This is a genomic window from Vibrio sp. Y20_XG_PY13 (assembly GCF_024181925.1).
GTDB lineage: Bacteria > Pseudomonadota > Gammaproteobacteria > Enterobacterales > Vibrionaceae > Vibrio > Vibrio parahaemolyticus.
Genome location: NZ_JAMZAL010000001.1, coordinates 423,302 through 447,098 on the forward strand (window position 1 = coordinate 423,302; position 23,797 = coordinate 447,098).

Here is a 23,797-nt window from a genome sequence, read left to right on the forward strand (position 1 = left end):
CCCAATGAAACATACGTTTAAACTATCACTGCTTTGTTCTGCGATCCTACTTGCAGGTTGTGGCGACAACACATCAAGCTCAGGCACAACAGATAAAGTAACGTTTGAATCGGAAGTTCAAGCATTGCTAGATCGTGGCACTTCAATTAGCTTTACTATCCAAGGTGCAAACGCAGACGTACCTGCCCCTTCTTACCTACTTATGGATACGTCAGATGGTACGCTTGGCCTGCCAACTAACGGTGATGATGCCCTTACTAATCCACGCGCATCAATGAACACAATGGACGGTTGGTCAACGTCTATGCCTATCGTTTTGAACTTTAACGGCGATGGCTTCGCTCCTGGCATGTTGGCTTCTGGCGTTAAAGTTATCAAAATCAACCAGCGTTTGACGGAATGGGACGGAAAAACTAACCCGATTGCAAAAGTCCTTGTTCAGAACCAAGATTACGTCGTTCAAGCCAATGGTAAATCTCTTTATGTTCAGTTTGCCGATTCTCTAGATGAATCGAGCGAATACATTTTCGCGGTCACGCAAGACGTAACCGACGTTAATGGCGAGCCTATTGGCACCTCTTCAAGCTACGCGGTGGCAAAGAGCAAACAAGTTAAGTACGAATCAGGCGATCTTGCATCCGTACAAGCGGTAACAGAAGCTGTCGAAGGCATTTTTGGTCTAGCGCAAGTCAACCCAGCTGATATTGTCTACTCATCATGGTTCAGCACTCAATCTGTAGGTGACACGTTAGCGGCTGTTAAAGGTGTTACTGCGACAGGTTTTGCTACTGGCGCGAACACGCTAAATACCATTTACAAAAATGATACTAACGAGAATGCTGTCGACCTTGCTACTGCGTACACAATGGTGCTTGGTGAGACACAAGACTTTATGACAGCGTTAGATTCGGACAGTGACTTTAATAAATACGTCAGTGACTTAGATGCAGCGAAAACCGCGATTAAAGGTCTTTACGTGCAATCTGGCGCGAGTGTGAATGTTACTCAGGGTCAAGTAAGACTGCCACACTACCTTGAAAAAGGCGCAAACTGGAACATGCAACCGATGGTGTCTGCTATGCCAAGCCTAGCGAAGCTAAACGCAGCACTTACCGATCCAGCAGAACAAGCGAACATGGTTCAGCAGCTTTCTTCTGGCGTTTTCGCAAGCTCTCCTGTAGACGTTAGCAAGCTGGCAACAGATCCAACTGAGCAGCTAAAACTGGTAGGCTCGAAACTGTACTTAAACGACGGTACACAGCTGGATAGTGAGCGAGTTATTACTCGTTACTCTCCTGTTCCTGAGGTTAAGTCTTTAGAAAATGTCGAGTTCTTACTGTTTACTCCTCAAAATGGTGTAGCAAAAGACGTGGTGATCTACCAACACGGTATCACCTCAGCGAAAGAAAACGCGTATGCATTTGCTTTTAATATGGTGCAGGCTGGCGTAGCTGTTATCGCTATCGATCTTCCAATCCACGGCACACGTAGCCTAGACGAACAACGATCGGCAAATGCGAACGTTCTTGCTTACTTGAACCTTTCTAACCTTGCTGTAGCGCGTGATAACCTTCGTCAAAGCGTGCTGGATGTACTGGGCTTACGTGCTAGTTTAGTAGTATCAGCGCAAGGCGGTCTATTGGCTGGAGGCCCTCTTCAAGGTTTTAACCCAATGACGGGCTCTCAAGTAAAAATGCTAGGTCACTCACTAGGCGGTATTGTTGGTACGTCTGCGGTTGCTGCTGCAAACAACACACTAGGCAGCCCTACTGCTGACGCACTGTATACATTTAGCGCGGCCTCTATTCAGAACTCTGGTGGTCAAATCGGTAATCTATTGTTGGGTTCTTCAGACTTTGGTCCACAAATCAAGCACAACCTTGCTTATGTAGCATCAACGGATTACAAGTCTTACGCTGACGCGCAATGTGCTCAGTTAGATGACAAAGCATGTTACGAGGTCTTTGAAGGTTTAGCGACGCCGGAACAGCTTGCAGCTCTGAGTGCTGGTTTCTCACAGTTCATCTACGCAGCGCAAACCACGCTTGATACTGTAGATCCATTTACTAATGCCGCAGACCTAGTTGCTTCAGGCACTCTAACTACACCATTCTTGATGACAGAAGTTGAAGGTGATAAGACGGTACCGAATAACGTTGCGAACGCTCCATTTGCAGGTACAGAGCCGTTAGCCAAGAAATTGGGCTTAACTGAGGTTAATAGCTTAAATACAGCGGTCTCTGCGACGTCAAGCTTTGTTCAATTCAACGCTATTGCTTCACACAGTACGTTTGCGTCGCCATCAGGCACACTTGCCGATGTCAATCATCATGCTGAAATGCAAAAAGAAAACGCGGACTTCTTGATGGACAACGCATTGAGTGATGTTTCGGATACAACAGTACTGAAATAATCGACCATTCATCCATCGAAAAAACCCAGCTTAGGCTGGGTTTTTTATTTTTCGCACTCAAAAGAGTGTTGAATAATTCACACAACAATTCATAACCCAAGGTAATTGACCACTTCTTTTATATTCCAAATATTATTTATTTAGCGATTGTTTTACATCTTTCACCTAATCAGGTTGGAATATTGTAAAATCTCGGCTTTAATTCGCTAACACCCTTTTATTTCTCAGGATAAAGTGGATAATACCGCCACAAAATAACATTACTAAGGTGAGTCCTTATGTCTATCGAAGCTACTCTGCTTGCACGCTGCGAGTCAAAATGTGAACTGTGTTCATCTGAATCTCCATTAACTGCTTATGCTGTACCACCACACGGTAACGTAACAGTTGATACCGCTATCATGGTATGTGACAAATGCCACAGCGAGATCGAAGAACCTAAAGACATTAACCATTGGCGTTGTCTGAACGAAAGCATGTGGAGCCAGGTTCCTGCAGTACAAGTAACTGCATGGCGCCAACTAACTCGCCTAAACTCTGAAAGCTGGGCTCAAGACGCTCTTGACATGATGTACATGGAAGAAGAGCAAAAGAACTGGGCAATGACAGGTATGTCTGCTGATGACAAAACTGTTGACTGCAACGGCACTGAACTTAAGAAAGGTGACGATGTAACAGTAATCAAAGATCTACCAGTTAAAGGTACAAACCAAGTAATTAAGCAAGGTACTGTGATTCGCGGTATCAGCCTTGGTGATGACCCTAAACTGATTTCAGGTAAGGCAAACGGTGGTCAGTCAATGTACGTGATCGCAGAGTACTGCCGTAAGAAGTAATTTTAGTTACTTTTGTATAAAACGGGGTTCCAGTTGGAACCCCGTTTTTGTTTGTGCTTCGGAAGGCCCCTAACCCATGCGTTTGAATCAGGTCCCTTTGAAACAGCAAATACAAAAATGCCAGCGGCTAAGCTGGCATTTTTTTCACAGTGTTCAGATTAACGGTACATACCGATATCTTTTTGAATGTGAGCTGACAAATCTTCTGCGTAGTAGCTGCGAGGAGCAGAGTTATCTACAAAAAGAATGTCGAGTAAGTGAGCAATCAATCCTTTGAAGTTAACCGCGTAGGTTTTCTTATCCATAGAGGTTGGTAAAGCTACATTTGTCATTTGCATTGCTTGTGCCATGATTGCCTCTCTTTAAAAGCAGTAATATGTTTTGTTGGTTGTATAGTAGTCACTTCCTCACTGTTTAAAAAATGACAAAATTTGACCAACCAAATTAGTTTTTCTAATAAAACAAATCATTCACATTGCTGCGAGCTAGAAATGCCCACTTTTCGCATAAAAATTCAACAACCGCCTACTTTTCTTGAATAACTTGGAGTTACAGGGATAACCCCAAGCTTTTAAGTAACAAATCTTTAACCAATCAATACTAAAAATATCTTTTCAAAAATCCGGTTATCAATATTTTTGATTAGTAATATTAACTCGAGAACGACTGTTTTCTTTGTTCTTATACACCGACGCAACTACCGCGGTAGTCATTACTAGAATCAAGAACGTCAACGACCAAATCGTTGGGATTTCGTATTCTGTTCCGACCAAAAGCATCTTCACACCGATAAACATCATGATCACAGAGAGCGCAGGTTTTAAGTAGACAAACTTGTCCAGCATCGCTTGCAGCACGAAGTACAGCGAGCGTAAGCCTAACAACGCGAATACGTTAGCCGCTAACACCAAGAATGGCTCGCGAGTGACCGCAAAAATAGCCGGAATTGAATCGAGTGCAAACATCACATCCATCACGGCGATCACGCCTACTACAATTAACATTGGCGTCGCAACCCACTTCCCTGCTTGCTTCAAGAACATATGATTACCTTGATACTCATCCGTCACTGGCAGCAATTTACGAATCACTTGCTCTGGGTATGGGTTCACTTCTTCCTCTTCACCTTTGTCGCGAGCAAGCTTAATGCCTGTCCAGATTAGGAACGCTGCAAATAGGTAGAGTACCCAATGGTATTGGGCGAGCAGCTGCGCGCCGACAGCAATCATAATTGCACGCAGAAGCAACGCGCCAATCACACCCCATAGTAACGCACGCGGACGAAGATGCTCTGGCACTTTGTATTGGGCAAATATGATGGCGAAGACAAATAAGTTATCAACGCTTAATGACTTTTCGAGCAAGTAACCAGTTAGGAATGAAACGGTCGCTTTCTCATTGCTGTAAGCACTATGAGGAGCGTAAACGTCCCAAAAGAAATAGATGGAACCTGCAAAAAGAAACGCGAGTAAGAACCAGAATATGCTCCAAACGATGGCTTTTTGCATCGTAATGGCACCGCCTCGGGTTTGATAGATATCAAGCGCAACCAAAACGAGTGTGAAAAGGCCGAATGCACCATACATTGTCAGTGATTCTTGAAATAGAACAGATTGGCTTAACTGGGTGGTATTTTCGATAAGAGACATGCTTCCTCCCACGCGGAAGGACAGCAGTGTTTGGTGACCTTCCGCAAACAATACAAACCAGCAGTCACATTACCCATGTGTCTGCTAATCAATGAATGCGTTGGTCTCGTTGAAGTGCCAAGATTGAATGTTCAATCAGACACCTTTACTTACCGGATAAGCTATCGCTTAACGAGATGACGATAAGTAAACTTGCGCTAACTACTCCCCAAACGCCGCCATCATACGCCTGATCATTCTGATTTCCAACAAAAATTCCCTATCAATAAAATCAATGCATTTAATCGCCAGCAGTCCATCAAATATATGAATATAAAGAAAAAGGAGCACTGACTAGCGCTCCCTCTTATTACTCTTTGTTCTTTATAGCCCATTTAGTGGCACAAAATACACAAGCATGGACCAAGCGGCTACCCACGCAATGACCACTGCAGCGTCTGCCCAGTCTTTTTTCCACATACTTTCCACCCTCTCACTCGCATGTAGTGTGGAAAGTACAGCAAAATCAATACCAAGAATGATTAACGATTTTGTTGAGAGTAAAGTTTGTGACTTTCGTTCAAACAGTTAGGCTCATCTGTAAGTAGTTCAATAAAACAATCCGCCATTGATAAGTTACTCACGCAACCCTCGCCTTTCATATCAAGCAGGGCTTCATAGCCTTCTTTGCCTTTCATCGTGTAAGCCGAAGAGGTGCCACGATACCAAGTGTCATCATCAACCTTTACCCAGCGGTATCCATCAAATATTTCTAATCGTTGGATCCTCTCACCTTTTGGCGCATCGGCTTGATAGTCAAAGTTCAGATTGTACGTATATGGGTAACTGCCTGACCCAGTACCTTCTACGCCGTTGTTTAGTGCGTTATTGATTGCACCTTCTAGAGCTCGACGAATAACCGCACCTTTCACATCGTAAAACCCGATCGGTACGGCAAAAGGCAATAATCGTCCGGCAACATCTGCCACTGTAATATCACCTGGATTGAGTGAAGTACGAACGCCACCTGCATTATGAATTGCAAATTGAACGTTGTGCCCGCGTTTATTTAAGCTATGAAGGAAAGAACGAGCGACCGCACCGGCAAGTTCACTTCCGCCCAACTCATCCGGTATACGGACATGACGCTTTTTGCTTTCCACATGAGCAATCACCTGCGATTGCAAGGCACGCACGCGAGGTATGTATTTATCTCTCAAAATAGCTTGAGTTTCTGGGTGTTTCTTACAGACCACAACATTTGGTTGGTCGTGAATAAAATCACAAGCGGTTTCAAATACGCCTTGGTCCAATTGTTGATTCAACGTTGAATCCCAGAAAATACGGCGCCCTAACAGCAATTCATTTTGACCATTCAACATGGTTGCTTGGCCATTCTCGTCAAACTCAAGCACACAATGGCCCATGGTCAGAGCATGAAAACCGGCTTGCACAACGTAGGTTCCATTTACTTTGATACCATAAGGATCATCTTCACCCAAGCCAATCGCAGTAAAGTCACCTTGCAAACGGTGGCTATGACCACCCACGATGATACCGATGCCTTCTACTTGCTCTGCAAGTTCTAAGTCGCCCTCGTAACCTAGGTGACTAAGCAAGATAATGTTTTTGATTCCATCATTGTTAATTTGTGCGACCGTCGCTTTCGCGGTTTCAATTGCAGTCATAAATGGCGTATCAGCGTCAGGGTTTGCTATATCGCTCATTTTATCGATGGACAAACCAAAAATAGCGACTTTTACACCGTTAAACTCTTTCACAAGGTATTGCGCACTGCGTGAATCCGGTTGATAGCTCAGTACGTTGTTACAGTCGCTTAGTCGATGCGCTTTGTTTTTTGACTCATTGGACAGATCCCAGTTGCCTGCGAGCAGCGGAAAATTTGTACGCTGACAAAATAGTGCAACTGGTTCATTCCCCATGTCGAGCTCGTGGTTTCCCAATGCCATGGCATCAATATTCAAGGCATTCAACAAATCGGCATTCGCTTTGCCTTTAAATAAGGAAAAATAGAGCGTGCCTTGGAAGCAGTCGCCAGCATGAAGGAACAACATTCCCTGCCCTTGACGCTGTGCATCATCACGTAGCTGTTCAACTCGAGTCGCGATTCGTGAGAATCCGCCCGCACTAACATAAGGTTCTAATATGAGGTCTTTGTTGATTTTGAGTTTTAGCTGTAATGACGTTGGCTCAAAGTAGGAATGAGTGTCATTGATGTGTGCCAGTTTGATTCTTACTGGCTTATGATTTTTATTCATTTTCATCTTCTCTCTTTTCATTCCTTATAATAATAAGAAGTGAATCATGACAGAATCATGAATTTTATGAAACTGTGAATTTTTGATTTCACGTTTACGTGATCACGATGCTGTCTGTCGTTCAATTGAAAGCAACTTACGCTTGTCGCGGTCTCTATTCAATAGGAGGCTCTCGTAATTTTGTGAACTGAGCTTAACTCAAAAATTTCGAATTCATATATGCTTAGGAGTAGCAAAATAACTCTCTATAATTCAAATAATTGCAAGGAGGATTGAGATGAGACTAGAACGCATCGAAATCTCCGGGTTTAGAGGCATCAAACGCCTTTCACTCTCTTTTGATGAACTCACTACCCTCATTGGTGAGAATACGTGGGGCAAATCTTCATTGCTCGACGCCCTATCTATCGCGTTACCAGCCAACGGAAGTCTATATGAGTTCGAACTGAAAGATTTCCACGTCGACTACTCCATTTCTCACCCTCAGTCTCAACACATCCAAATTATTGTCTGCTTCAAAGCACAAGATAAACATGAAGCAAACGCTGGTCGTTATCGCCGCATCAAACCCGCTTGGTGCACAACAGAAGATGGCGAACATGTCATTTATTATCGAATCAGTGCCTCTCGCGTTGATCATGACATCACAACCAAATACGCGTTTCTTGACCGTGATGGCAAACCGAAACAGATTCACCATTCAGAGAAATTAGCGGTTGAGTTGATGACGTTGCACCCTGTCATTCGACTAAGGGATTCTCGTCGCTTTCCTCGTCCGTCACACATTAATGGTGACAGCAAAAACGCGCGTATCGAAAAACGCATCAACAATACCTGTCGACGTTTATTGGCGATGCCGGGTCATGTAAACAAAGGGGAAATACGAAGCAGCCTCGATGCCATGAAAACGTTGGTCGAGCACTATTTTGCGTTTCGTAGCATCAGTAAAGGCAATCCTAGAAAACCGAGAGACGGATTATTCTACACTAGCCCATCTTCTGATAAAGGATTGAGCCAATACCTGAAAGAGACCAACGATAAGCAAAGTCGCTTGCTCTTAATGGGGTTGCTTAATGCATATCTCCAAGCCAAAGGACCGACGGATTTAAGACGTTGCGCGCGGCCTATTTTGATCATCGAAGATCCAGAAGGTCGTTTACACCCAACGCATTTAGCTCGAGCTTGGTCGTTGCTTCAACTTTTGCCAATGCAAAAAATCTTAACCACGAACAGTGGTAGTTTGCTTGGTTCCGTGCCGCTCTACTCCATCCGTAGGCTTATCCGTCTGTCCGATAAAACTATCGCGAAGAGTCTAAACACGTCTAAGTTTGGTGGTGACGAGCTAAGACGAATTGGTTTCCACATTCGTTTTCATCGCGCTGGCGCTTTGTTTGCGCGTTGCTGGCTATTAGTGGAAGGCGAAACTGAGGTTTGGTTGTTTAATGAATTGGCAAGACAATGTGGATACGATCTCGCCGCTGAAGGGGTTCAGATTGTCGAATTTGCACAATCTGGCTTACGTTCATTAATAAAAGTAGCCAAAGAGTTCGGTATCGATTGGCATGTGGTTACCGATGGTGACCCGGCGGGTAAAAAATACGCCCACACAGTGAGAGCGCAGCTTGGGCATGATCAAGAGCGCCATAGGCTCACTGAACTGCCCGATCGGGACATCGAGCATTTTCTTTATAATCATGGTTTCGAGCTTTTCTTTAAGAACATGATCAAAGTCCCTCATGACCATCCAATTCCGGCGAAGAAAGTGGTTAACCGCGTTTTGAAAAAACATGCGAAGCCCGATTTGGCTCTAGCCATTGTGTCTCACTGCGAAGAGAAAGGCATGGAATGTATCCCTGTGTTGTTGCGTTGGACTTTAAAACGCATCGTTACTATGGCAAGCGGGAATACTTAAGCCTTATATATCTATTTACTCGTTTTCCATTTAAATAGTCTTTGGGGATAGCACTGCGCTATCCCCTTAAAATTTAGGCAAAAAAAAGCACACTAAATTAGTGTGCTTGTATCAAATATCATTAATTTTGATTAACTGTATTGAGAGGGATAAAGCTCAATACACAGTGGATACAAATTAGATCGGGGGTTCACTACTGTGCTTGCTCAGCGAGCGAAGAAGAAGTAGCGGTTGATTTCGCATGTAACCAAAGTCCTGTTGCTTTCATCAAGTAACCAAATACGCCACCTAATACAAGCGATGGAACAACAAGTTGCCAATTGCCATCTGCTGCGAATGTCGCGCAAGAACCAATGAAAGTACCAGGAATGTACGCTAGCCAAGCCTGTTTCGCTTGAATACACATGAAAAACGCTACAACAGCTGTGATCACATAACCCAAGATCTCTAAACCTGCGTAAGTGGAACCATAAATAATTACCATTGCCCAGAATACACCGGTCAAGTTAGTAATTAAGCTTGTCGCTAAACCTTTTAATCCACTCGTTGGAGCAGCGAAGTAGCTTGTACAGCCTAAAAAGCCTGCCCAAGATAAAAGGCCAAGAGAAATGGCAATCCAACCCCAAACGCCGGACAGAATCCCAGTAGTAATAGAGATAGCTAAAAGTGTTGTCATGGTATTCGTACCTGCTTGGCAACTATCGCACCCTTTTGGTTTGATAACTGCCTTCATACATTGAAATCAAGAACCAATACTAGGCACATCGCGCCAGTTTATCGGTGATAATGATCACAACAATATCACCTTTTGTTTCATGTTTTACACAAATTATTTGACGCAACCGATAAATCAACAGATTTAGAAAATAACAAAAACAGAGATGGACGAATAAAAGAAATAAAAAAGGCTCTGCAATGCAGAGCCCATTAAAATTGATAGTACCTATAAGACGGATGGTTTGCCCTTCATCATGCGCAAACCTTCACGCTTTATGCAATCGACCAACGGGTTTTCGGCCATATCCGCACGCCAAATAAAGGACAATGTGCGCTCCATTTTCAGATCTGGTACGTTTAGCGCGACTAAACGTCCAGCCTCAATGTAACGTTCAACATCCAAATATGGCAAACAAGTTAAGTATTGTCCGTTAGCCACCAAGCTGCGCAACACAGGAACGTGTTCGTACTCACGCCATACATCTAAATCTTCAATCAAATGATGAATGGAGCTATCAAAGGTTTTACGAGTACCTGAGCCATGCTCACGCAACACCCATTTCGCCTGCTCTAATTGAGCTAAACTGACCGAAGGGTTACGAGCAAAAGGATGATGAGAAGCTGCGACTACAGTAAGGTGGTCACGACACCAGATTTCTTGGTGTAAACGGTTATCGTCACAACGTCCTTCAATAATGCCTAAATCGTATTTGTAATCTAACACGCCATCGATAACCCCTTTCGTACTTTGTACGCCTAGCGAGATTCGCATCTCAGGAAAATCGTTATCAATGATACTGATAAGGTCTGGCACCAAGTGTTCTGCTGGTGTTTGGCTCGCACCAAGACGGATCTCTCCGCTTAACAAATGTTGCTCATAGAATCCCATTTCTATCTGCAAGGCATCTTGCAATAAACGCTTTGCTTTTGGCCTTAACCACATCCCCCAATGTGTTAGGGCCATTTGCTTTCCTTGCCTTTCAAATAAAGGCCTGCCAAGCATTTTTTCTAACTGCGCGAGCGACATACTTGTCGCCGATTGTGTCAGAGCCAGTTTGTCTGCGGCCTGGCTTACACTGCCGGTATCTGCAACTGCGTCGAAAACCGCTAATTGCTTAAGAGAGTAGCGCAAAGTGTCCTCCATCATGGGCGAGTATTCCCATACTCTCACAACCTCAAAAACATGCCCCAATAAGCAATAGGGTTCATTTTACTCCGCGCTAAAAACTTATCAAATAATTTGATGAGATTTCTAAATATTATCAATTTTACCTGTACCACTGCCCGCCCTATTCTGGATATGCGGTTCGGGAACACCGCAAAACAAAAACAACAATTCATTTTTGAGCTAATAAATCAAGGAGCTTTTTATGGAACCACAAACTAAGGAGTCATTATGGCGGTGACCAGTTCTCAAACTCACCAGGACTTTTCTCCTAAAGAGATGATGGCTGAGGCGGAGAAATTCGCATTAAGTAAAGCAAACAAAACCAGCAGCATGACACTTGGCCTAGCAATAATGGCTGGTGCGTTTATCGGTTTGGCATTTTTGTTTTACATCACAGTGACAACTGGCAGTGCGAATACAGGTTGGGGTTTAAGCCGCTTAGCCGGTGGTATCGCCTTCAGTATGGGGTTAATCCTTATCGTTATTTGCGGTGGTGAGCTGTTTACCAGTTCGGTGCTTTCCAGCATCTCATGGGCAAACAAACAAATCTCTTTCGGCAAAATGTTGTCGATTTGGGGCAAGGTTTACGTGGGTAACTTCATCGGCGCAATGTTTTTGCTTGCTCTTGTGACTGCGGCAGGTTTGTACCAAATGGATGCAGGCCAATGGGGTTTGAATGCTCTTAATATCGCACAACACAAACTGCACCATACATTGCTTCAAGCCTTTGCTTTGGGCGTTCTATGTAACCTACTGGTTTGTCTTGCAATTTGGTTGACGTTTAGTTCTGCAAACGCAATGACGAAAGCGCTTATGACCATTCTTCCAGTTGCGATGTTCGTCAGCAGTGGCTTTGAGCACTGTGTGGCAAACATGTTTATGGTCCCACTAGGCATCGTTATTGCCAATTTTGCCCCTGAATCATTTTGGGCATCTGTTGGTGTACCGGCTTCCCAATATGCGGATTTAAATGTCGCACACTTTATTAGTGCGAACTTAATTCCAGTGACGTTTGGCAACATCGTCGGTGGCGCAGTACTCGTTGGTTTGGCTAACTGGTGTATCTACCGCCGCCCAGAGTTAAAAGCAGCCAATGTTTCATCTATCACAAATACAACTCAGTTATCGTCAGTTAAGGAAATCACAATGAAAAACGCATCTTTCGTAAAGGACATCATGAATCCAAAACCGGTTACACTCAGCGTGGAAATGCCTGTAGCCGCAGCTCTTGATACTCTATTAGACAACAATCTAACAAGCGCACCAGTGGTGGATCTCCACAATCGTTTAGTTGGTTTCTTCTCTGCACACGACGTGATGGTTGAACTGTGGTGTCAAGATTACATCCCAGTGAAAGATCAAAAAGTGGTTGATTTGATGAGCCGTGATGTCGTTGCAATTGATGCTAGCGATCGTTTGGTGGATGTGGTCGAGTTCCTATGCATCGACAAAGAGCAACTATACCCAACAAGCAGCATGGGGATTGCAACTCGTCTAACTTCTCTATCTTTAGAAGAACGAGCGAAAAGCATGAAGGTTAGCAAACCGCAAGTATTGCCGGTTCTTGAAAATGGTCAAATGGTTGGTGTTGTTACTCGCCAAGAAGTCCTTAAAGCCCTACGTCCAGTATTCGGTGAGCGACTAAACCTTGTTGAAGATAAAGCACTAGAAACTGCTTAAACAATAAAGAACGAACAATAACAAAACGCTAGTTGTTAGAAACTAACAGCGTTACATGGCACCAATAAAAAAGCGCTCTTGAAACCAAGAGCGCTTTCATTTATTCAAAGCTTAATTACTTCTTCACGCCTTCGATATGCAGTTCCATATCAACGTAGCTTGATGAACCCATTACTGGGATATCGAAATCAGCAAGCTCTAGACGAGTTGTGCCAACAAAACCAGCACGCTCACCACCCCATGGGTCGTTACCTGCGCCAACAAACTCTGCTTCGATAGTAATAGGCTTAGTCACACCGTGTAGCGTTAGATCACCCGTTACGTCTAGCTTACCATTACCTTTATCAACCACTTTCGTGCTCTTAAAAGTCGCTTCGCTGTATTTGCCAGCATCAATAAAATCGCCGCTGCGGATGTGTTTATCACGCTCAGCGTGGTTTGAGTCTAAGCTTGTGGTGTCTACTACTACGTTTACTTTTGAGTCAGCAATGTTTTTTTCATCAAAAGAAAAGTCACCAGAAAAAGTATTAAAACGACCTTTGATGAAGCTGTAACCTAAGTGGCTAACTTTGAAGTTGATAGACGCGTGAGCACCTTTCGTATCGATAACGTAGTCTGCAGCCTGAGCACCTAAAGGTAGTGCCATAGCGATTGCTAGTCCTGTAGCGAAGAGTGACTTTTTCATTTTGAAGCTCCTAACATTTTTCTTAATGTGTTGTCTTTATCGATAAAGTGATGTTTGAGCGCAGCGACAGCGTGTAAACCTGCAATTAGGATCACAGCCCAAGCTGCATAGAAGTGAACTTCACCTGCGATATCTGATTGACCAGAAAATAATTCTCCTGCGCCGGGTACAGTAAACCAATTGAATACTTCAATACCGCGACCATCAGATGTAGAGATGAGGTAACCTGAAACAAAGATTGTGAGAAGTAATAAATACATCACACCGTGTGCCGCTTTAGCTGCGACGACTTCAAATCGACTGCCTTCTACTTTTGGTGACGCCGTAACATGCTTCCACACGATGCGACCCACAGTAAGAATGGCCAGAAGAATACCGACAGAGCGATGATAATGTGGCGCAGTTCGATACCATTCGCTGTAATAGCTAAGATCGACCATCCACAAACCCACAGCAAACAGACCAATAATGCAAAGCGCAGAAAGCCAGTGCATTACTCGAGCAGGCAGGTTATAGCTTTTTACCAGTGTTTCCATCTCACGTTCCTAGATATATTCCTAAGTTAATGTTGAGCAAGAAACACAACATTAACCTATTTACCTTATATGAAACAGATTATTTACCATCCTTTACATCCAGCCAATCGCACAGTATCTATCAACTTGTTCGAAAATTTTGAAGGAACTTTGGCGTATTGAATGCGCAAAAGCTTAAATTGATACTTCTTGCTCTATCTCGTAAAGCTCATCAGACATTTCAAGCATTCGACGTTCTATCACGGCTTTCGCATCTTCAACGCCTTTGTTGTAATAGACTGCGCCTAGTTTATCGGTAATAAAATCTATCAGAAATTCGCTGTCAAACTGGCCAATCTCAATGCTGAGTTCATCCTGCATATAATCTTGAATTGCCGACGCTAATGTTTCTTTTTGGGCTCTTTCTAACTTAATCATGCGTGTTCCTTTTAGTGCGGCTTAATGGGGATTTCGCTAACCGTTACGAAATAGTCGAGTTTCGTCTCGATTGTGTAGCCTTTAATCACCCCAAATTCGTATTGCTTCTAATTTTGGTGTTTAGATCAAGAAGTTGCCGATCTAAATTAGTCTATTCTGAAAAGACTATGCTAACCTTTTGCGGTTCGTTTTGTTAACCATTAAGGGATATTCTTTGCTACTCGACCTAGTGATCCAAAGTGTCAATGATTTTCAGGACGATTGTCTTAAACTGTGTGAGAAGCATTATCCTGCCGTACATAACCAAGGTATGAGTGAACACCATCTTGGTCTTGCATTTTCTCGCCGAATGGAACACACCTTCCGTCATTTTGGTTACAACAGCATCGTAAGACCGATTGAAGTACTCGACGCTCCAGACCTACCTCACCACTATCGCATTTCTTCTGAGATTGGAACGGTTTGGGTGTTAAGCCATCACATGGTCAGTGCCGGTAAATCGTGTCGCGAAAACTTGTTGTCTTCAATTACCGAATGGCAAAGCGAATATGGCTACGCTCTCCAACCTAACGACCTACTCTTTCTTGTTTGCGATCATTGGATCAGTCGCAGTAAAACCAGCCGAGAACTGCTCCATTGGTGGATGGGCGAATTACCGGATCAAATCAACGAATATACTGAGCAAGGCATCACTCTTTACACCAGTGAATCTCAGCTCACTCAATCCCTTGATACTCGCTTTGGTATCAGTCCTTGTTACATCAAATTTGGCCACCCTTTGCGTCGTTCTAACAAACAGCAACTGGTTCGAAAGTACTTGCAGTTGTACGCCGTATTACAGTGGTAGTATCAAATTGCAACAGGTAGATTATCAGTCTATTCATACATTTGTTTGATACGGCTCGATAAATCTAATCATCTCGTATTAACCCTCTTGCCTCATATGGCCTAGCCCAATTAGATTCTGACTACTGAAATCAAAGTTGGTGTCCATGTAACACCAATCAAAAACCATTGATCTAGGTTGTCGTAATAATGATGAGCATCTCGCAGCTTCTTGGCTGCATTTCTAAACAAGTAGATGGGCAGTACATCGCGCAATATGAGGAGTTGACACTTCGCAGTGTCTTCCAACCCATTTATAAAAAGGATCTTTCCATCATCGGCTTGGAAGCCTTAGTGCGAATCAGCACTGCTGATGGTTCTATGATACGTCCGGATCTCTTTTTCCAATCTCCTTCCATCTCTGAACATGTTCAACTTAATGTCGAGCGACTTAGTCGCCTTATTCACATCAAAAACTTTGGGCAATCTCGTTACCGCAACAAAAAGCTCTTTCTTAATGTGCTTCCCAGAGCTGCAGAAATGCTGGCGAAGGACCTTTCATACAGCCATCTACTGAAGCAAGTTATTTGTGAGGCGGATTTGCGTCGAGAACAAATCGTGATGGAGTTAGTTGAATTAAGCGCAGGCGATGAGTCCTTTCTGTACAAAGCGACGAAAGAACTGAGTGACGGAGGCTTTAAACTTGCTATTGACGACTACGGCATTAATGCCTCAACCATCGAGCGAGTGAAATGCGTTCGACCAGACATCATCAAGATGGATCGTTCATTGCTGTTGAAATACGAAGACGGGGATTTTTCTGCGTTAATAGAAGCGTTAGCGCTCGCGAAAGAACTGAGTTCAAAAACCGTTATCGAGGGAATTGAAACCGAGCATCAACTTAACTTAATGAAAAAACTCGGTTTCGATATGTACCAAGGCTACTTGCTTGCGATGCCTCAAACCCTAGAAATGTACGAGGAAGCCAAAACGGCCTAAGATCGTCTTGTTAAGCACCGCCGCCTTTGAATACCTGGATTACTTGCGGTGCTTGCCACGATTTTTATGAATCGCGAGTTTTGCTTTTAGTTTGCGCTTTTCTGATGAACGACTCTTACGACGACCGCCACCATCACGCTCAGGTTCTACCTCTTCGATTAGACTTGGTTCGAATCCTTCTAGCCATTCTTGAGGCAAACGCTGGTCTAACAACGTTTCGATCGCACGAAGCAGGTATTCTTCATCTTGGCTCATTAACGAAACTGCCAAACCGGATTTACCCGCGCGGCCAGTACGACCAATACGATGTACGTAGTCTTCGGCTTTAAATGGCATATCAAAGTTCACCACTTGTTCAAGCTCTTGAATATCTAGACCGCGAGCCGCCACGTCTGTCGCAATCAGGGCTCGAACTTTACCTTGCTTGAATTCATCAAGTGCACGCTGGCGAGCACCTTGCGATTTATCACCATTAATCGAAACCGCTTTGACACCATCCAGTTTGAGCTCCTTTGCAAGCTCATCGCTGCCTTGTTTGGTTTTAGTGAAAACAAGTACTTGTTGCCAGTTTCGTGAACCAATTAAATACGCTAACAATTCACGCTTACGCTTTTTATCAACTGGATACACCATCTGCTTAACCGTTTCTGCCGTTGTATTCGCTGGAGACACTTCCACCTCAACAGGAGAATCCATCAGTTTGTAAGCGATGGTTTTAATGCGTTTTTCAAACGTCGCCGAAAACAGCATGATTTGTTTGTCATTCGGTAGTCGACGAAGAATGCGTTGCAGATCAGGCCAAAAACCCATGTCCAACATTCGGTCAGCTTCATCAAGCACCAACACGCCAGTTTTAGAAATGTTTACGTTGCCGTTAAACAAGTGGTCTAACAATCGGCCCGGCGTAGCAATAAGAATATCCGCGCCCTCTTCCAACTTGTTCTTTTGCACGCCAATACTTGTACCGCCGTACACACAAACAATACGTAGATCCGTGTGTTCCGCGTATTGCGTTAAATTGTCAAACACTTGCTGCGCCAATTCACGAGTTGGAACTAGGATGAGAGCGTGAGGTGTGCCATTACGTTTCTTTTGCTGTACCGCCTGAATAATCGGCAAACCAAATGCCGCCGTTTTACCGGTACCCGTTTGCGCAGCCGCAAGAAGATCTTTGCCTTCCAGTACGTGTGGAATCGATTTTTCTTGGACTGGCGTTGGCGTCACAATATTCATATTGTTCAACGTTTCGACTAACTGTTGTTCAATGCCAAGATCAGCAAAATTAACGGACATGATAAACCTCATAATTTTTGGAGCGCAGAGTTTACCAGAGCCGCCATAGCCATACTACCTCTACGCCAAAGGATTGAGTTATGAACTGCTTAGTTGTTGGTGAAATTCAAGTGATTGGCGCAGAACGTCTTGATAAAGCTCTGAGAAATTCGCCTCTAACGCTGCGTATTCACCATCTAACACTTCAAACGTTGTCGTCAAGTCTGCCATTCTCGGGCTTCGCTGAGACATCCGATGCAGTGCAAACTCAATGTTGGCGAGATCTTGATAAGATTGCAGCCAGCCGCCTCGCCACATGCGTTGATGCAATAACATAAAACGCGCAGGAAGCGGTTCGTGAACATCTTTGTCTACTTTTTGAAATGCGAACTCGACAAAGTCGTCTAACGACTCTTGATGAAAATCATTCCAATGCTTTGCTAAACAATGGTCCCAAAACATGTCTAGCGCAATTGGCGCGAAGCGTCTCGCTACGCCTTTAAAATGTGGCTTACATTCTTCGACAATAGGGTGATGATCGGTAATTCGGTCAACGAAGCGGTGGAGTTTGATGCCATTAGTAATGTCAGAATCGTATAGCTTGCTTGGATCTCCTTTGACGAAGTCTCCAAGCAAGTTTCCCATAAAATGGCTATTACAGTGATCTGCAATATGCAGGTGGGCTAAAAAGTTCATTTACCGTCTTTCGCCCTTCTTGGCTCGGTGTTTCATGAACTTAGTATAACGTCTAAAAGAACGTGAAGAGAGTACTAAACGGTACTATTCGTTTTCGTTGTCAGAGCCAACGTATTCCGACAAAATAATGCCAATTTCAAGCGCATCTAGCAGCTCTAGGCTTTCGTCGTTTTGGTATTGGTCGCTCATTGTGACCTCCTTTATGAAACTATGAAACATTGCGGTTTCAACTTGCTGCCACCATTCCTATTTCATTCGGTGACAGCAACTCCTTTTTATAGACTTTATATGACACATTCATGACAGCGAAAAGTAAAGATTTAAAAACCTATGAGCATAATCATAAGTAAACGATTGCAGCGTCGTTACTCTTCTCTGCCATCTTCACTTAGATAGCTGGAATTACATCGATATTTCTATCATTAAAAGACATAACATACTGTTATAGGCGACCCTAGATCTCATTTTGTAAAATAAACTCACCCTTCGTTACATATTTTGCTGATTCGCATCGCATATTTTGTTTCGATATATCCATAGATTTGTTCAATATCTTTTATCTCTAATGGAGTAATCAATGAGAGAAGTTGAGTTTAGAACGATAGACCGACTATTTATTAAGATGTCTATCAACGACAAAATGTGGGTTATTTTCCTCCTATTTCTGATGGCACTCACTTCGGTAGCAGGAAGCCGATACCTAAATGATTTACATCAGTTCGAGCGACAATCTATCGCCAACGTGCAAGCAAAACTAGATGGCATCATTGAAGCTAATCCCACAGATATCTATCAAATTACAGGTATCTCAAAAGCTAACCATCAACAAAAGAGCTTGTTTGCAGATGGTGTTACCACGGTTTATGGCACAACCTCTGCGGGTGAGCTTGTTCGATTGACCGAGCACGCAGGCAATCAATACAACGCCCTTACCTCTTTCCTTCTTAGTTTTCTATGGGTTTTGCCGTTTGCAGTATTTTGCTATTGGGTAGCGACATTCATCGGAGGCGCTTTGTGGGTGCTATACACCACAACAGAGAAAATTGGTGACGGTGACTTAACTTCTCGATTGGGCTTTCACCCTGGCCGTGACGAGTTTGGCACCATTGGCTGCGCACTAGATAAGTCGATGGATACATTAAGCGAACTGGTCAATAGCGTAAAAGAAAACGCCAATACGCTAAGTGAAACGTCATCTGCATTTGAACAAGACATGAAACTGAGCGAAACACAGATTACGCACCAGTACCAAACACTTGATTCTGTCGCAACCGCAATGGAAGAAATGACGGCGTCTGCCAAAGAGGTTTCGAGCATCTCTCAACAAGCGACCATGCAATCGGATCAAGATGCACAAAAAATAGAAACGAGCCGTAGCCGAGTACAGCACGTTATTGCTGAGATCGAAACCTTGTCGAGCTACATCGAGCAAGCTTCTTCATCAGTCACCAACTTAAATGAAAACACTACGCAGATTAATGATGTCATCACGACCATTAATGCAATTTCTGAGCAGACCAACCTGTTAGCTCTCAATGCCGCTATCGAAGCGGCTCGCGCAGGCGAACAAGGCCGCGGTTTTGCCGTTGTAGCCGATGAAGTCCGAACGCTGGCAAGTCGTACACAACAAGCCACGGTAGAGATCCAAGCCATGATTGAGAAGCTGCAATCGGAAAGCCAAAACATCGCTTCGATTACTGGCAGAACGGTCAAGCAAGCCCAAACAAGCAGCCAGTTGATCGATGAAATTGGTCAAGATGTCACAGCGATTGCGGACTCTGCTCGTTCATTGATGGACATGAGCATTCAAATCTCCACTTCCGCGGAGGAACAAAGTGCGGTTGCGAATGATATCGCCTCTGAGCTTGCTGATATCCGTACTCAGTCCAGCACAATTCGAGAGGTGGCGGAGCAGTCTACTGTTGGTGTCGCGAACTTAACCAAAGCGTCGGTTTCACTCGGTGAAGTATTAGAGCGTTACCGCACTGCTTGATAACAAGGTAATAACAAATAAAGGCTCCTAATTGGGAGCCTTTATTTTCTACATTTGTATTCACTTATTTGTTTCGAGAATATAACTCGCATTCACTTTCTCTACGTACTTGTCTCGTACTCATTCTTTGGTGTAATAAAACCGAACTTATTGAATAATTTGAAGTCTATTTGAGGAGTGAAAGGAAAATAGCATTGATCAAATACCGATTGGGAAACGGTTTATTTTGAAGTGAATCTCAAGTTCTCCTTGTACCTGATGAAATAATGTTCAAGCGGACGGCGTTCCGCTATGCTTAACCTGCCAATTCCAATTTGCTGCTGGAAAACAATATGAATAATTACAACGATACAAAAGACAACGAAAACCTAAACTGCCCTATTTGCCAATGTGATGAATACTTAATCTCATCAAACGGTGAAAAATTCACGTGTGCTGCTTGTGGATTCCACACGAAAAATTTCTCATCCATTCAATGCCTTTACCAAGCGCCATATTTACAGTCGAAAATTAAACAAATTCATAACCTAAGTCATTCTCGTCATTAAACGGTTAAACAGAGCAGCCCATGAGCTGCTCTTTTAATTCATCCAAATGTTGAATGCGAATAACTCGGTCATCGTCGACTCGGTTAATGGCCTCACCATTAAATAGCTGAACCGTCTTAATTCCGGCATTCAACCCTGCTTCTACACCTTTGGGTGTATCATCGATATACAAACAATCACTAGGCAAAAAGCCCATGCTCATCGCGCTGTACATGATCAAATCAGGTTCAGGTTTCCAACTGTTTGCTTCAAACGCAGAGAATACTTTTCCTTTGAATGCATCAAGCAGGCCGGTTAACTCAAGTGCGTATTCAATTTTATCTTTGGGACCATTTGACGCGACGCAGTATTCAATATTGTGAGAGTCGAGGAATTGGATCAGCCTTTTAGCGCCATCCATTGGTTGTAAATGACGAACAAACAATTTTTGAACTTCTGTTCGGTATTGGGGTTCAAGAACATCAATTGGAACATTAATGTTCATCAACTCTTTCGTATCAAGAAGAATATCGGCCAGTTTTCCACCTTTAAAGTGAGAAACACATTCTTCCATCGTTAACTCTGCACCGTGTAGATTAAATACATTCACTAGTGCTTGGCAGCATAAACGCTCACTGTCGACCAACGTGCCATCACAATCAAAAATCACGCATTTAATATTGGTAATTGCCATAGCCTTCCCCTAGACGCATTTGTCGATGTCGCTGATCAAACTTATTTTTTAATACAAATGTATGGCTTAATCATATTTGAGTTTAGATTTGTTTAAACGACAGACTTGGCATTTCGTAGAAATGGGGAAAAGCAATTCCTGTTTTTCTAAGCAAGATCACCGAATGTAATCTTGCTCAGTTTGTTATGCATCAGGATACATGTATCGAACTTCGATGAAGTCATCTAAATTATCTAGCAACAGTTGGCATAATATTGGGTCAAAGTGTTTGCCTTGTTCCAACTTAAACCAATCGACGACTTCATTAATTGTCCAAGCCCGTTTGTAGCAACGCTCTGTTAATAATGCGTCAAATACATCAGCAATTGCGACAATGCGTGCGAAGAGATGAATGTCCTCACCTTTTAGATTATTTGGATAACCCGTACCGTCCCATTTTTCATGGTGTTCGTGGGCAACCACCGCTGCTAATTTGGTGATGTCGCCCTCTTTCATGTTCAGCAACTCATAACCTTTAATGGTATGTTGCTTCATGATTTCACGCTCTGAACTTGTCAATGCGCCAGGCTTATCGAGAATCGATTCTGGCACGGAGATTTTACCGACATCGTGCATAGGGCTAATGATTTCAATCATTTCCACTTCACGATGCGTTAATCCGCAAAGTTGAGCCAAACGACGAGACAGTTTAGCGACACGTTTTACATGTTGGCCAGTTTCTCCAGAGCGACTTTCAATCGCCTCACCCAATACGTGAATCATCTCTTTTTGGACGTTTAGTGTTCGTTTTTGAAGCAACACAATTTTTCTATTTTTCTTATCAATCTCTTTGCGTTGGCGAATAGTCATAAACTGAATCACAACAACAAGAGAAAGCAGCACAATAATGCCGCACGTGAACAACAGTGTTTTGAGGTTTACTTTAAACAGTGGTGGTGGCGCATTAAGAATTTCAGCGTTTTTAGGGATGTCATAATGGCTGATTTCATATTTTGTAAGCGCCTTATAGTCCAGGACCGCTTCAGTGATAGCCAGCGCATGCGCCGCTGACGTCAGAGACATCCCCATCTTACTCGCCATTATCTCCGCAGCTTCATAACCAAATTGCTCAGAGCGGTTCACAAAGCCACCCAGTATTCCCGGCTCGCCTAAATAGAGTTCCCACATCACAAACACGGGGGCACGGCTTTTTGCACCAATAGCTCGAGCCACTTCTCTGTAGGTGTGATATTTCCCTGAATCCCCTTCCGTATTGTAGTGAGTCAACAAAACCGCATCATTAGCACTGACTGTAGAAAGCTGATTTGCCGCCTCTTGTAGGCTCGCGTCTCTGATTTCAATCAAATTGATACGTGGAAACTTGTTCATCTCTGCTTTTACGCGTTGATATATCAGTTCTGAGGTCACACTGCGATCGGCAAGGTAATACAAATTTTTGATACGGGGACGCAAACGATTGATCAACGCGATGTTTTCGACCACGCGATCTTCTTCGTAAATCACACTGCCATTTGTACTTACTGTATCGAGAGAAGAGTCTTTATCATTAATCCCAATCGCGACCATAGGAACATTGCGCTTGGGGTTCTGAAAATAATTTCTGACGAAACGCATGGCTGCGTCGTCAGAGATAATCACACCATCAAATTCATAAGCTCGATATTTAAACCGAAGATAACTCGCCATTTGTTGCAAATAGCCTTCGGAATGAACACGCTTCGCGTCCAAATATTCAATGGATAGTTTGACTTCGCCGTCAGTTTGCTTGAATCCCTTTTCGATTCCCGCCTGAATGTCATTAGTCCATTGATAAGACGGATCATAGGAGTGAAGCACGAGAACTCGTTTGAGCTCCCAATTTGTTTCCTCTGCTTGTACGGCAACCGTTCCTATGCACAACACAAGAGTGAGAAAACGCGCTAAACGCTTAACCATTTTTTACCCAGCCGAACCAATGCAATGCTGCATATAGTAGCGCTTCATTTTTAAATGAAGCCGATATTGATCAACTTTCTATTATAATTGTGTCACATAATTTGTGATCACTATTAAGTCTTTTCGCAATATCCGCTGAAAACTGTTGTTTATCTAAAGATTGAGAAACGGCCACGTCAGAAATCAGCGTGTTACCTTCATAGCTACTCGCAATGGCTGCACCCACCGGGTTGCCATCTTTAAAACCAACGTACAACTCAAAATCCGGCGTTAAGATAATTTGGGTAAGGTATTCAACTATCATCTCTTGGTCATACTGTTCTTCCCAACGTTGAGACTGAAGAATCGAAAACATAATAGTCAGTCGATGAAAATCCACGAGGAAAATGTCATCAGCCTGCAAATTCGCTTCACCTTCCAACAAAGAGTCTTTAGCGACGATTTGGTATTCTTGAGCATTTGTTGCTTGGAAATAGGTTTCGCGACCTTTCAAGCTTTCAGGAGTGGGAAATTCAACTTCGACGAGATCGTGCAGCCACGCATTTTTGCGTTCGATGCTGGCTAACTGCTGTTCATTCATTTGAG

The 23,797-nt window shown here is 43.4% G+C and carries 20 protein-coding genes; 7 read left to right on the plus strand and 13 right to left on the minus strand.

The features are described 5' to 3' along the window. Positions 1-4: 4 nt before the first annotated feature. Both NL646_RS01905 and NL646_RS01910 read left to right on the plus strand, forming a co-directional pair. Positions 5-2,413 (plus strand): VolA/Pla-1 family phospholipase, encoded by a 2,409-nt coding sequence (locus NL646_RS01905; RefSeq protein ID WP_025540662.1) that lies wholly within the window; start codon positions 5-7, stop codon positions 2,411-2,413. 278 nt (positions 2,414-2,691) lie between these two features. Further along, complete coding sequence (locus NL646_RS01910) at positions 2,692-3,249, plus strand: PhnA domain-containing protein (protein WP_005455388.1); 558 nt, start codon at positions 2,692-2,694, stop codon at positions 3,247-3,249. Between the two features lie 158 nt (positions 3,250-3,407). Here NL646_RS01910 and NL646_RS01915 read toward each other — a convergent pair whose 3' ends face one another. From NL646_RS01915 to NL646_RS01925, 3 genes are all read right to left on the minus strand, one after another. Beyond that, complete coding sequence (locus NL646_RS01915) at positions 3,408-3,599, minus strand: hypothetical protein (RefSeq protein WP_005451745.1); 192 nt, start codon at positions 3,597-3,599, stop codon at positions 3,408-3,410. A gap of 279 nt (positions 3,600-3,878) precedes the next feature. After that, positions 3,879-4,898: a TerC family protein gene (locus tag NL646_RS01920; RefSeq protein WP_025520708.1), complete on the minus strand. Its 1,020-nt coding sequence runs from the start codon at positions 4,896-4,898 to the stop codon at positions 3,879-3,881. 521 nt (positions 4,899-5,419) lie between these two features. After that, positions 5,420-7,162: a bifunctional UDP-sugar hydrolase/5'-nucleotidase gene (locus NL646_RS01925; RefSeq protein WP_253663764.1), complete on the minus strand. Its 1,743-nt coding sequence runs from the start codon at positions 7,160-7,162 to the stop codon at positions 5,420-5,422. A 271-nt stretch (positions 7,163-7,433) separates the two neighbouring features. Between NL646_RS01925 and NL646_RS01930 the strand changes: the two genes are divergently transcribed. After that, on the plus strand, positions 7,434-9,068 hold the full coding sequence (locus tag NL646_RS01930) for an ATP-dependent endonuclease (RefSeq protein WP_253663765.1): 1,635 nt from the start codon (positions 7,434-7,436) through the stop codon (positions 9,066-9,068). 193 nt (positions 9,069-9,261) lie between these two features. On the opposite strand, the gene NL646_RS01935 is transcribed toward NL646_RS01930, so the two are convergent. Then, entirely contained in the window at positions 9,262-9,744 is a 483-nt protein-coding gene (locus NL646_RS01935) for a DUF1097 domain-containing protein (RefSeq protein WP_005483841.1), read from the minus strand. Between the two features lie 267 nt (positions 9,745-10,011). Then, entirely contained in the window at positions 10,012-10,917 is a 906-nt protein-coding gene (locus NL646_RS01940) for a LysR substrate-binding domain-containing protein (protein ID WP_005498809.1), read from the minus strand. Positions 10,918-11,181: 264 nt separating this feature from the next. Between NL646_RS01940 and focA the strand changes: the two genes are divergently transcribed. Beyond that, positions 11,182-12,633, plus strand: coding sequence for a formate transporter FocA (gene focA, locus NL646_RS01945; protein ID WP_024702949.1), 1,452 nt, complete (start codon positions 11,182-11,184; stop codon positions 12,631-12,633). A 115-nt stretch (positions 12,634-12,748) separates the two neighbouring features. On the opposite strand, the gene NL646_RS01950 is transcribed toward focA, so the two are convergent. From NL646_RS01950 to NL646_RS01960, 3 genes are all read right to left on the minus strand, one after another. Further along, positions 12,749-13,318: a YceI family protein gene (locus tag NL646_RS01950; RefSeq protein ID WP_005477055.1), complete on the minus strand. Its 570-nt coding sequence runs from the start codon at positions 13,316-13,318 to the stop codon at positions 12,749-12,751. Then, on the minus strand, positions 13,315-13,854 hold the full coding sequence (locus NL646_RS01955; RefSeq protein WP_025553871.1) for a cytochrome b: 540 nt from the start codon (positions 13,852-13,854) through the stop codon (positions 13,315-13,317). The genes NL646_RS01950 and NL646_RS01955 overlap by 4 nt, the downstream gene beginning before the upstream one ends. A gap of 174 nt (positions 13,855-14,028) precedes the next feature. Continuing rightward, positions 14,029-14,271: a DUF2164 domain-containing protein gene (locus NL646_RS01960; protein ID WP_005454378.1), complete on the minus strand. Its 243-nt coding sequence runs from the start codon at positions 14,269-14,271 to the stop codon at positions 14,029-14,031. Positions 14,272-14,485: 214 nt separating this feature from the next. On the opposite strand from NL646_RS01960, the gene NL646_RS01965 reads away from it, so the two are divergent. Together NL646_RS01965 and NL646_RS01970 are read left to right on the plus strand one after the other, a co-directional pair. Further along, complete coding sequence (locus tag NL646_RS01965; protein ID WP_015313219.1) at positions 14,486-15,118, plus strand: hypothetical protein; 633 nt, start codon at positions 14,486-14,488, stop codon at positions 15,116-15,118. Between the two features lie 188 nt (positions 15,119-15,306). After that, entirely contained in the window at positions 15,307-16,095 is a 789-nt protein-coding gene (locus NL646_RS01970; RefSeq protein WP_015313218.1) for an EAL domain-containing protein, read from the plus strand. Between the two features lie 39 nt (positions 16,096-16,134). On the opposite strand, the gene NL646_RS01975 is transcribed toward NL646_RS01970, so the two are convergent. Then, positions 16,135-17,388: a DEAD/DEAH box helicase gene (locus NL646_RS01975; RefSeq protein ID WP_253663766.1), complete on the minus strand. Its 1,254-nt coding sequence runs from the start codon at positions 17,386-17,388 to the stop codon at positions 16,135-16,137. Positions 17,389-17,466: 78 nt separating this feature from the next. Beyond that, positions 17,467-18,063, minus strand: coding sequence for an ACP phosphodiesterase (locus NL646_RS01980; RefSeq protein WP_101945289.1), 597 nt, complete (start codon positions 18,061-18,063; stop codon positions 17,467-17,469). Positions 18,064-18,640: 577 nt separating this feature from the next. Between NL646_RS01980 and NL646_RS01985 the strand changes: the two genes are divergently transcribed. Beyond that, positions 18,641-20,056 carry a methyl-accepting chemotaxis protein gene (locus tag NL646_RS01985; RefSeq protein ID WP_253663767.1) on the plus strand — a complete coding sequence of 472 codons (1,416 nt, stop codon included), beginning with the start codon at positions 18,641-18,643 and terminating at the stop codon, positions 20,054-20,056. A 552-nt stretch (positions 20,057-20,608) separates the two neighbouring features. On the opposite strand, the gene NL646_RS01990 is transcribed toward NL646_RS01985, so the two are convergent. The 3 genes from NL646_RS01990 to NL646_RS02000 form a co-directional block, all read right to left on the minus strand. Continuing rightward, positions 20,609-21,277 carry an HAD-IA family hydrolase gene (locus tag NL646_RS01990; protein ID WP_005498787.1) on the minus strand — a complete coding sequence of 223 codons (669 nt, stop codon included), beginning with the start codon at positions 21,275-21,277 and terminating at the stop codon, positions 20,609-20,611. 183 nt (positions 21,278-21,460) lie between these two features. Beyond that, a complete protein-coding gene (locus NL646_RS01995) occupies positions 21,461-23,212 on the minus strand; it encodes an HD domain-containing phosphohydrolase (protein WP_015313214.1) in 1,752 nt (583 codons plus the stop codon). 70 nt (positions 23,213-23,282) lie between these two features. Next, complete coding sequence (locus NL646_RS02000; protein WP_005454066.1) at positions 23,283-23,792, minus strand: hypothetical protein; 510 nt, start codon at positions 23,790-23,792, stop codon at positions 23,283-23,285. Between the last annotated feature and the right edge of the window lie 5 nt (positions 23,793-23,797).

Excerpts from the sequence above, each read along its gene's own strand:
- NL646_RS01905 (WP_025540662.1), top strand. The coding sequence starts at position 5 with ATGAAACATACGTTTAAACTATCACTGCTTTGTTCTGCGATCCTACTT.
- NL646_RS01910 (WP_005455388.1), top strand. The coding sequence starts at position 2,692 with ATGTCTATCGAAGCTACTCTGCTTGCACGCTGCGAGTCAAAATGTGAA.
- NL646_RS01915 (WP_005451745.1), bottom strand. The coding sequence starts at position 3,599 with ATGGCACAAGCAATGCAAATGACAAATGTAGCTTTACCAACCTCTATG.
- NL646_RS01920 (WP_025520708.1), bottom strand. The coding sequence starts at position 4,898 with ATGTCTCTTATCGAAAATACCACCCAGTTAAGCCAATCTGTTCTATTT.
- NL646_RS01925 (WP_253663764.1), bottom strand. The coding sequence starts at position 7,162 with ATGAAAATGAATAAAAATCATAAGCCAGTAAGAATCAAACTGGCACAC.
- NL646_RS01930 (WP_253663765.1), top strand. The coding sequence starts at position 7,434 with ATGAGACTAGAACGCATCGAAATCTCCGGGTTTAGAGGCATCAAACGC.
- NL646_RS01935 (WP_005483841.1), bottom strand. The coding sequence starts at position 9,744 with ATGACAACACTTTTAGCTATCTCTATTACTACTGGGATTCTGTCCGGC.
- focA (WP_024702949.1), top strand. The coding sequence starts at position 11,182 with ATGGCGGTGACCAGTTCTCAAACTCACCAGGACTTTTCTCCTAAAGAG.
- NL646_RS01950 (WP_005477055.1), bottom strand. The coding sequence starts at position 13,318 with ATGAAAAAGTCACTCTTCGCTACAGGACTAGCAATCGCTATGGCACTA.
- NL646_RS01955 (WP_025553871.1), bottom strand. The coding sequence starts at position 13,854 with ATGGAAACACTGGTAAAAAGCTATAACCTGCCTGCTCGAGTAATGCAC.
- NL646_RS01960 (WP_005454378.1), bottom strand. The coding sequence starts at position 14,271 with ATGATTAAGTTAGAAAGAGCCCAAAAAGAAACATTAGCGTCGGCAATT.
- NL646_RS01970 (WP_015313218.1), top strand. The coding sequence starts at position 15,307 with ATGATGAGCATCTCGCAGCTTCTTGGCTGCATTTCTAAACAAGTAGAT.
- NL646_RS01975 (WP_253663766.1), bottom strand. The coding sequence starts at position 17,388 with ATGTCCGTTAATTTTGCTGATCTTGGCATTGAACAACAGTTAGTCGAA.
- NL646_RS01980 (WP_101945289.1), bottom strand. The coding sequence starts at position 18,063 with ATGAACTTTTTAGCCCACCTGCATATTGCAGATCACTGTAATAGCCAT.
- NL646_RS01985 (WP_253663767.1), top strand. The coding sequence starts at position 18,641 with ATGAGAGAAGTTGAGTTTAGAACGATAGACCGACTATTTATTAAGATG.
- NL646_RS01990 (WP_005498787.1), bottom strand. The coding sequence starts at position 21,277 with ATGGCAATTACCAATATTAAATGCGTGATTTTTGATTGTGATGGCACG.
- NL646_RS01995 (WP_015313214.1), bottom strand. The coding sequence starts at position 23,212 with ATGGTTAAGCGTTTAGCGCGTTTTCTCACTCTTGTGTTGTGCATAGGA.
- NL646_RS02000 (WP_005454066.1), bottom strand. The coding sequence starts at position 23,792 with ATGAATGAACAGCAGTTAGCCAGCATCGAACGCAAAAATGCGTGGCTG.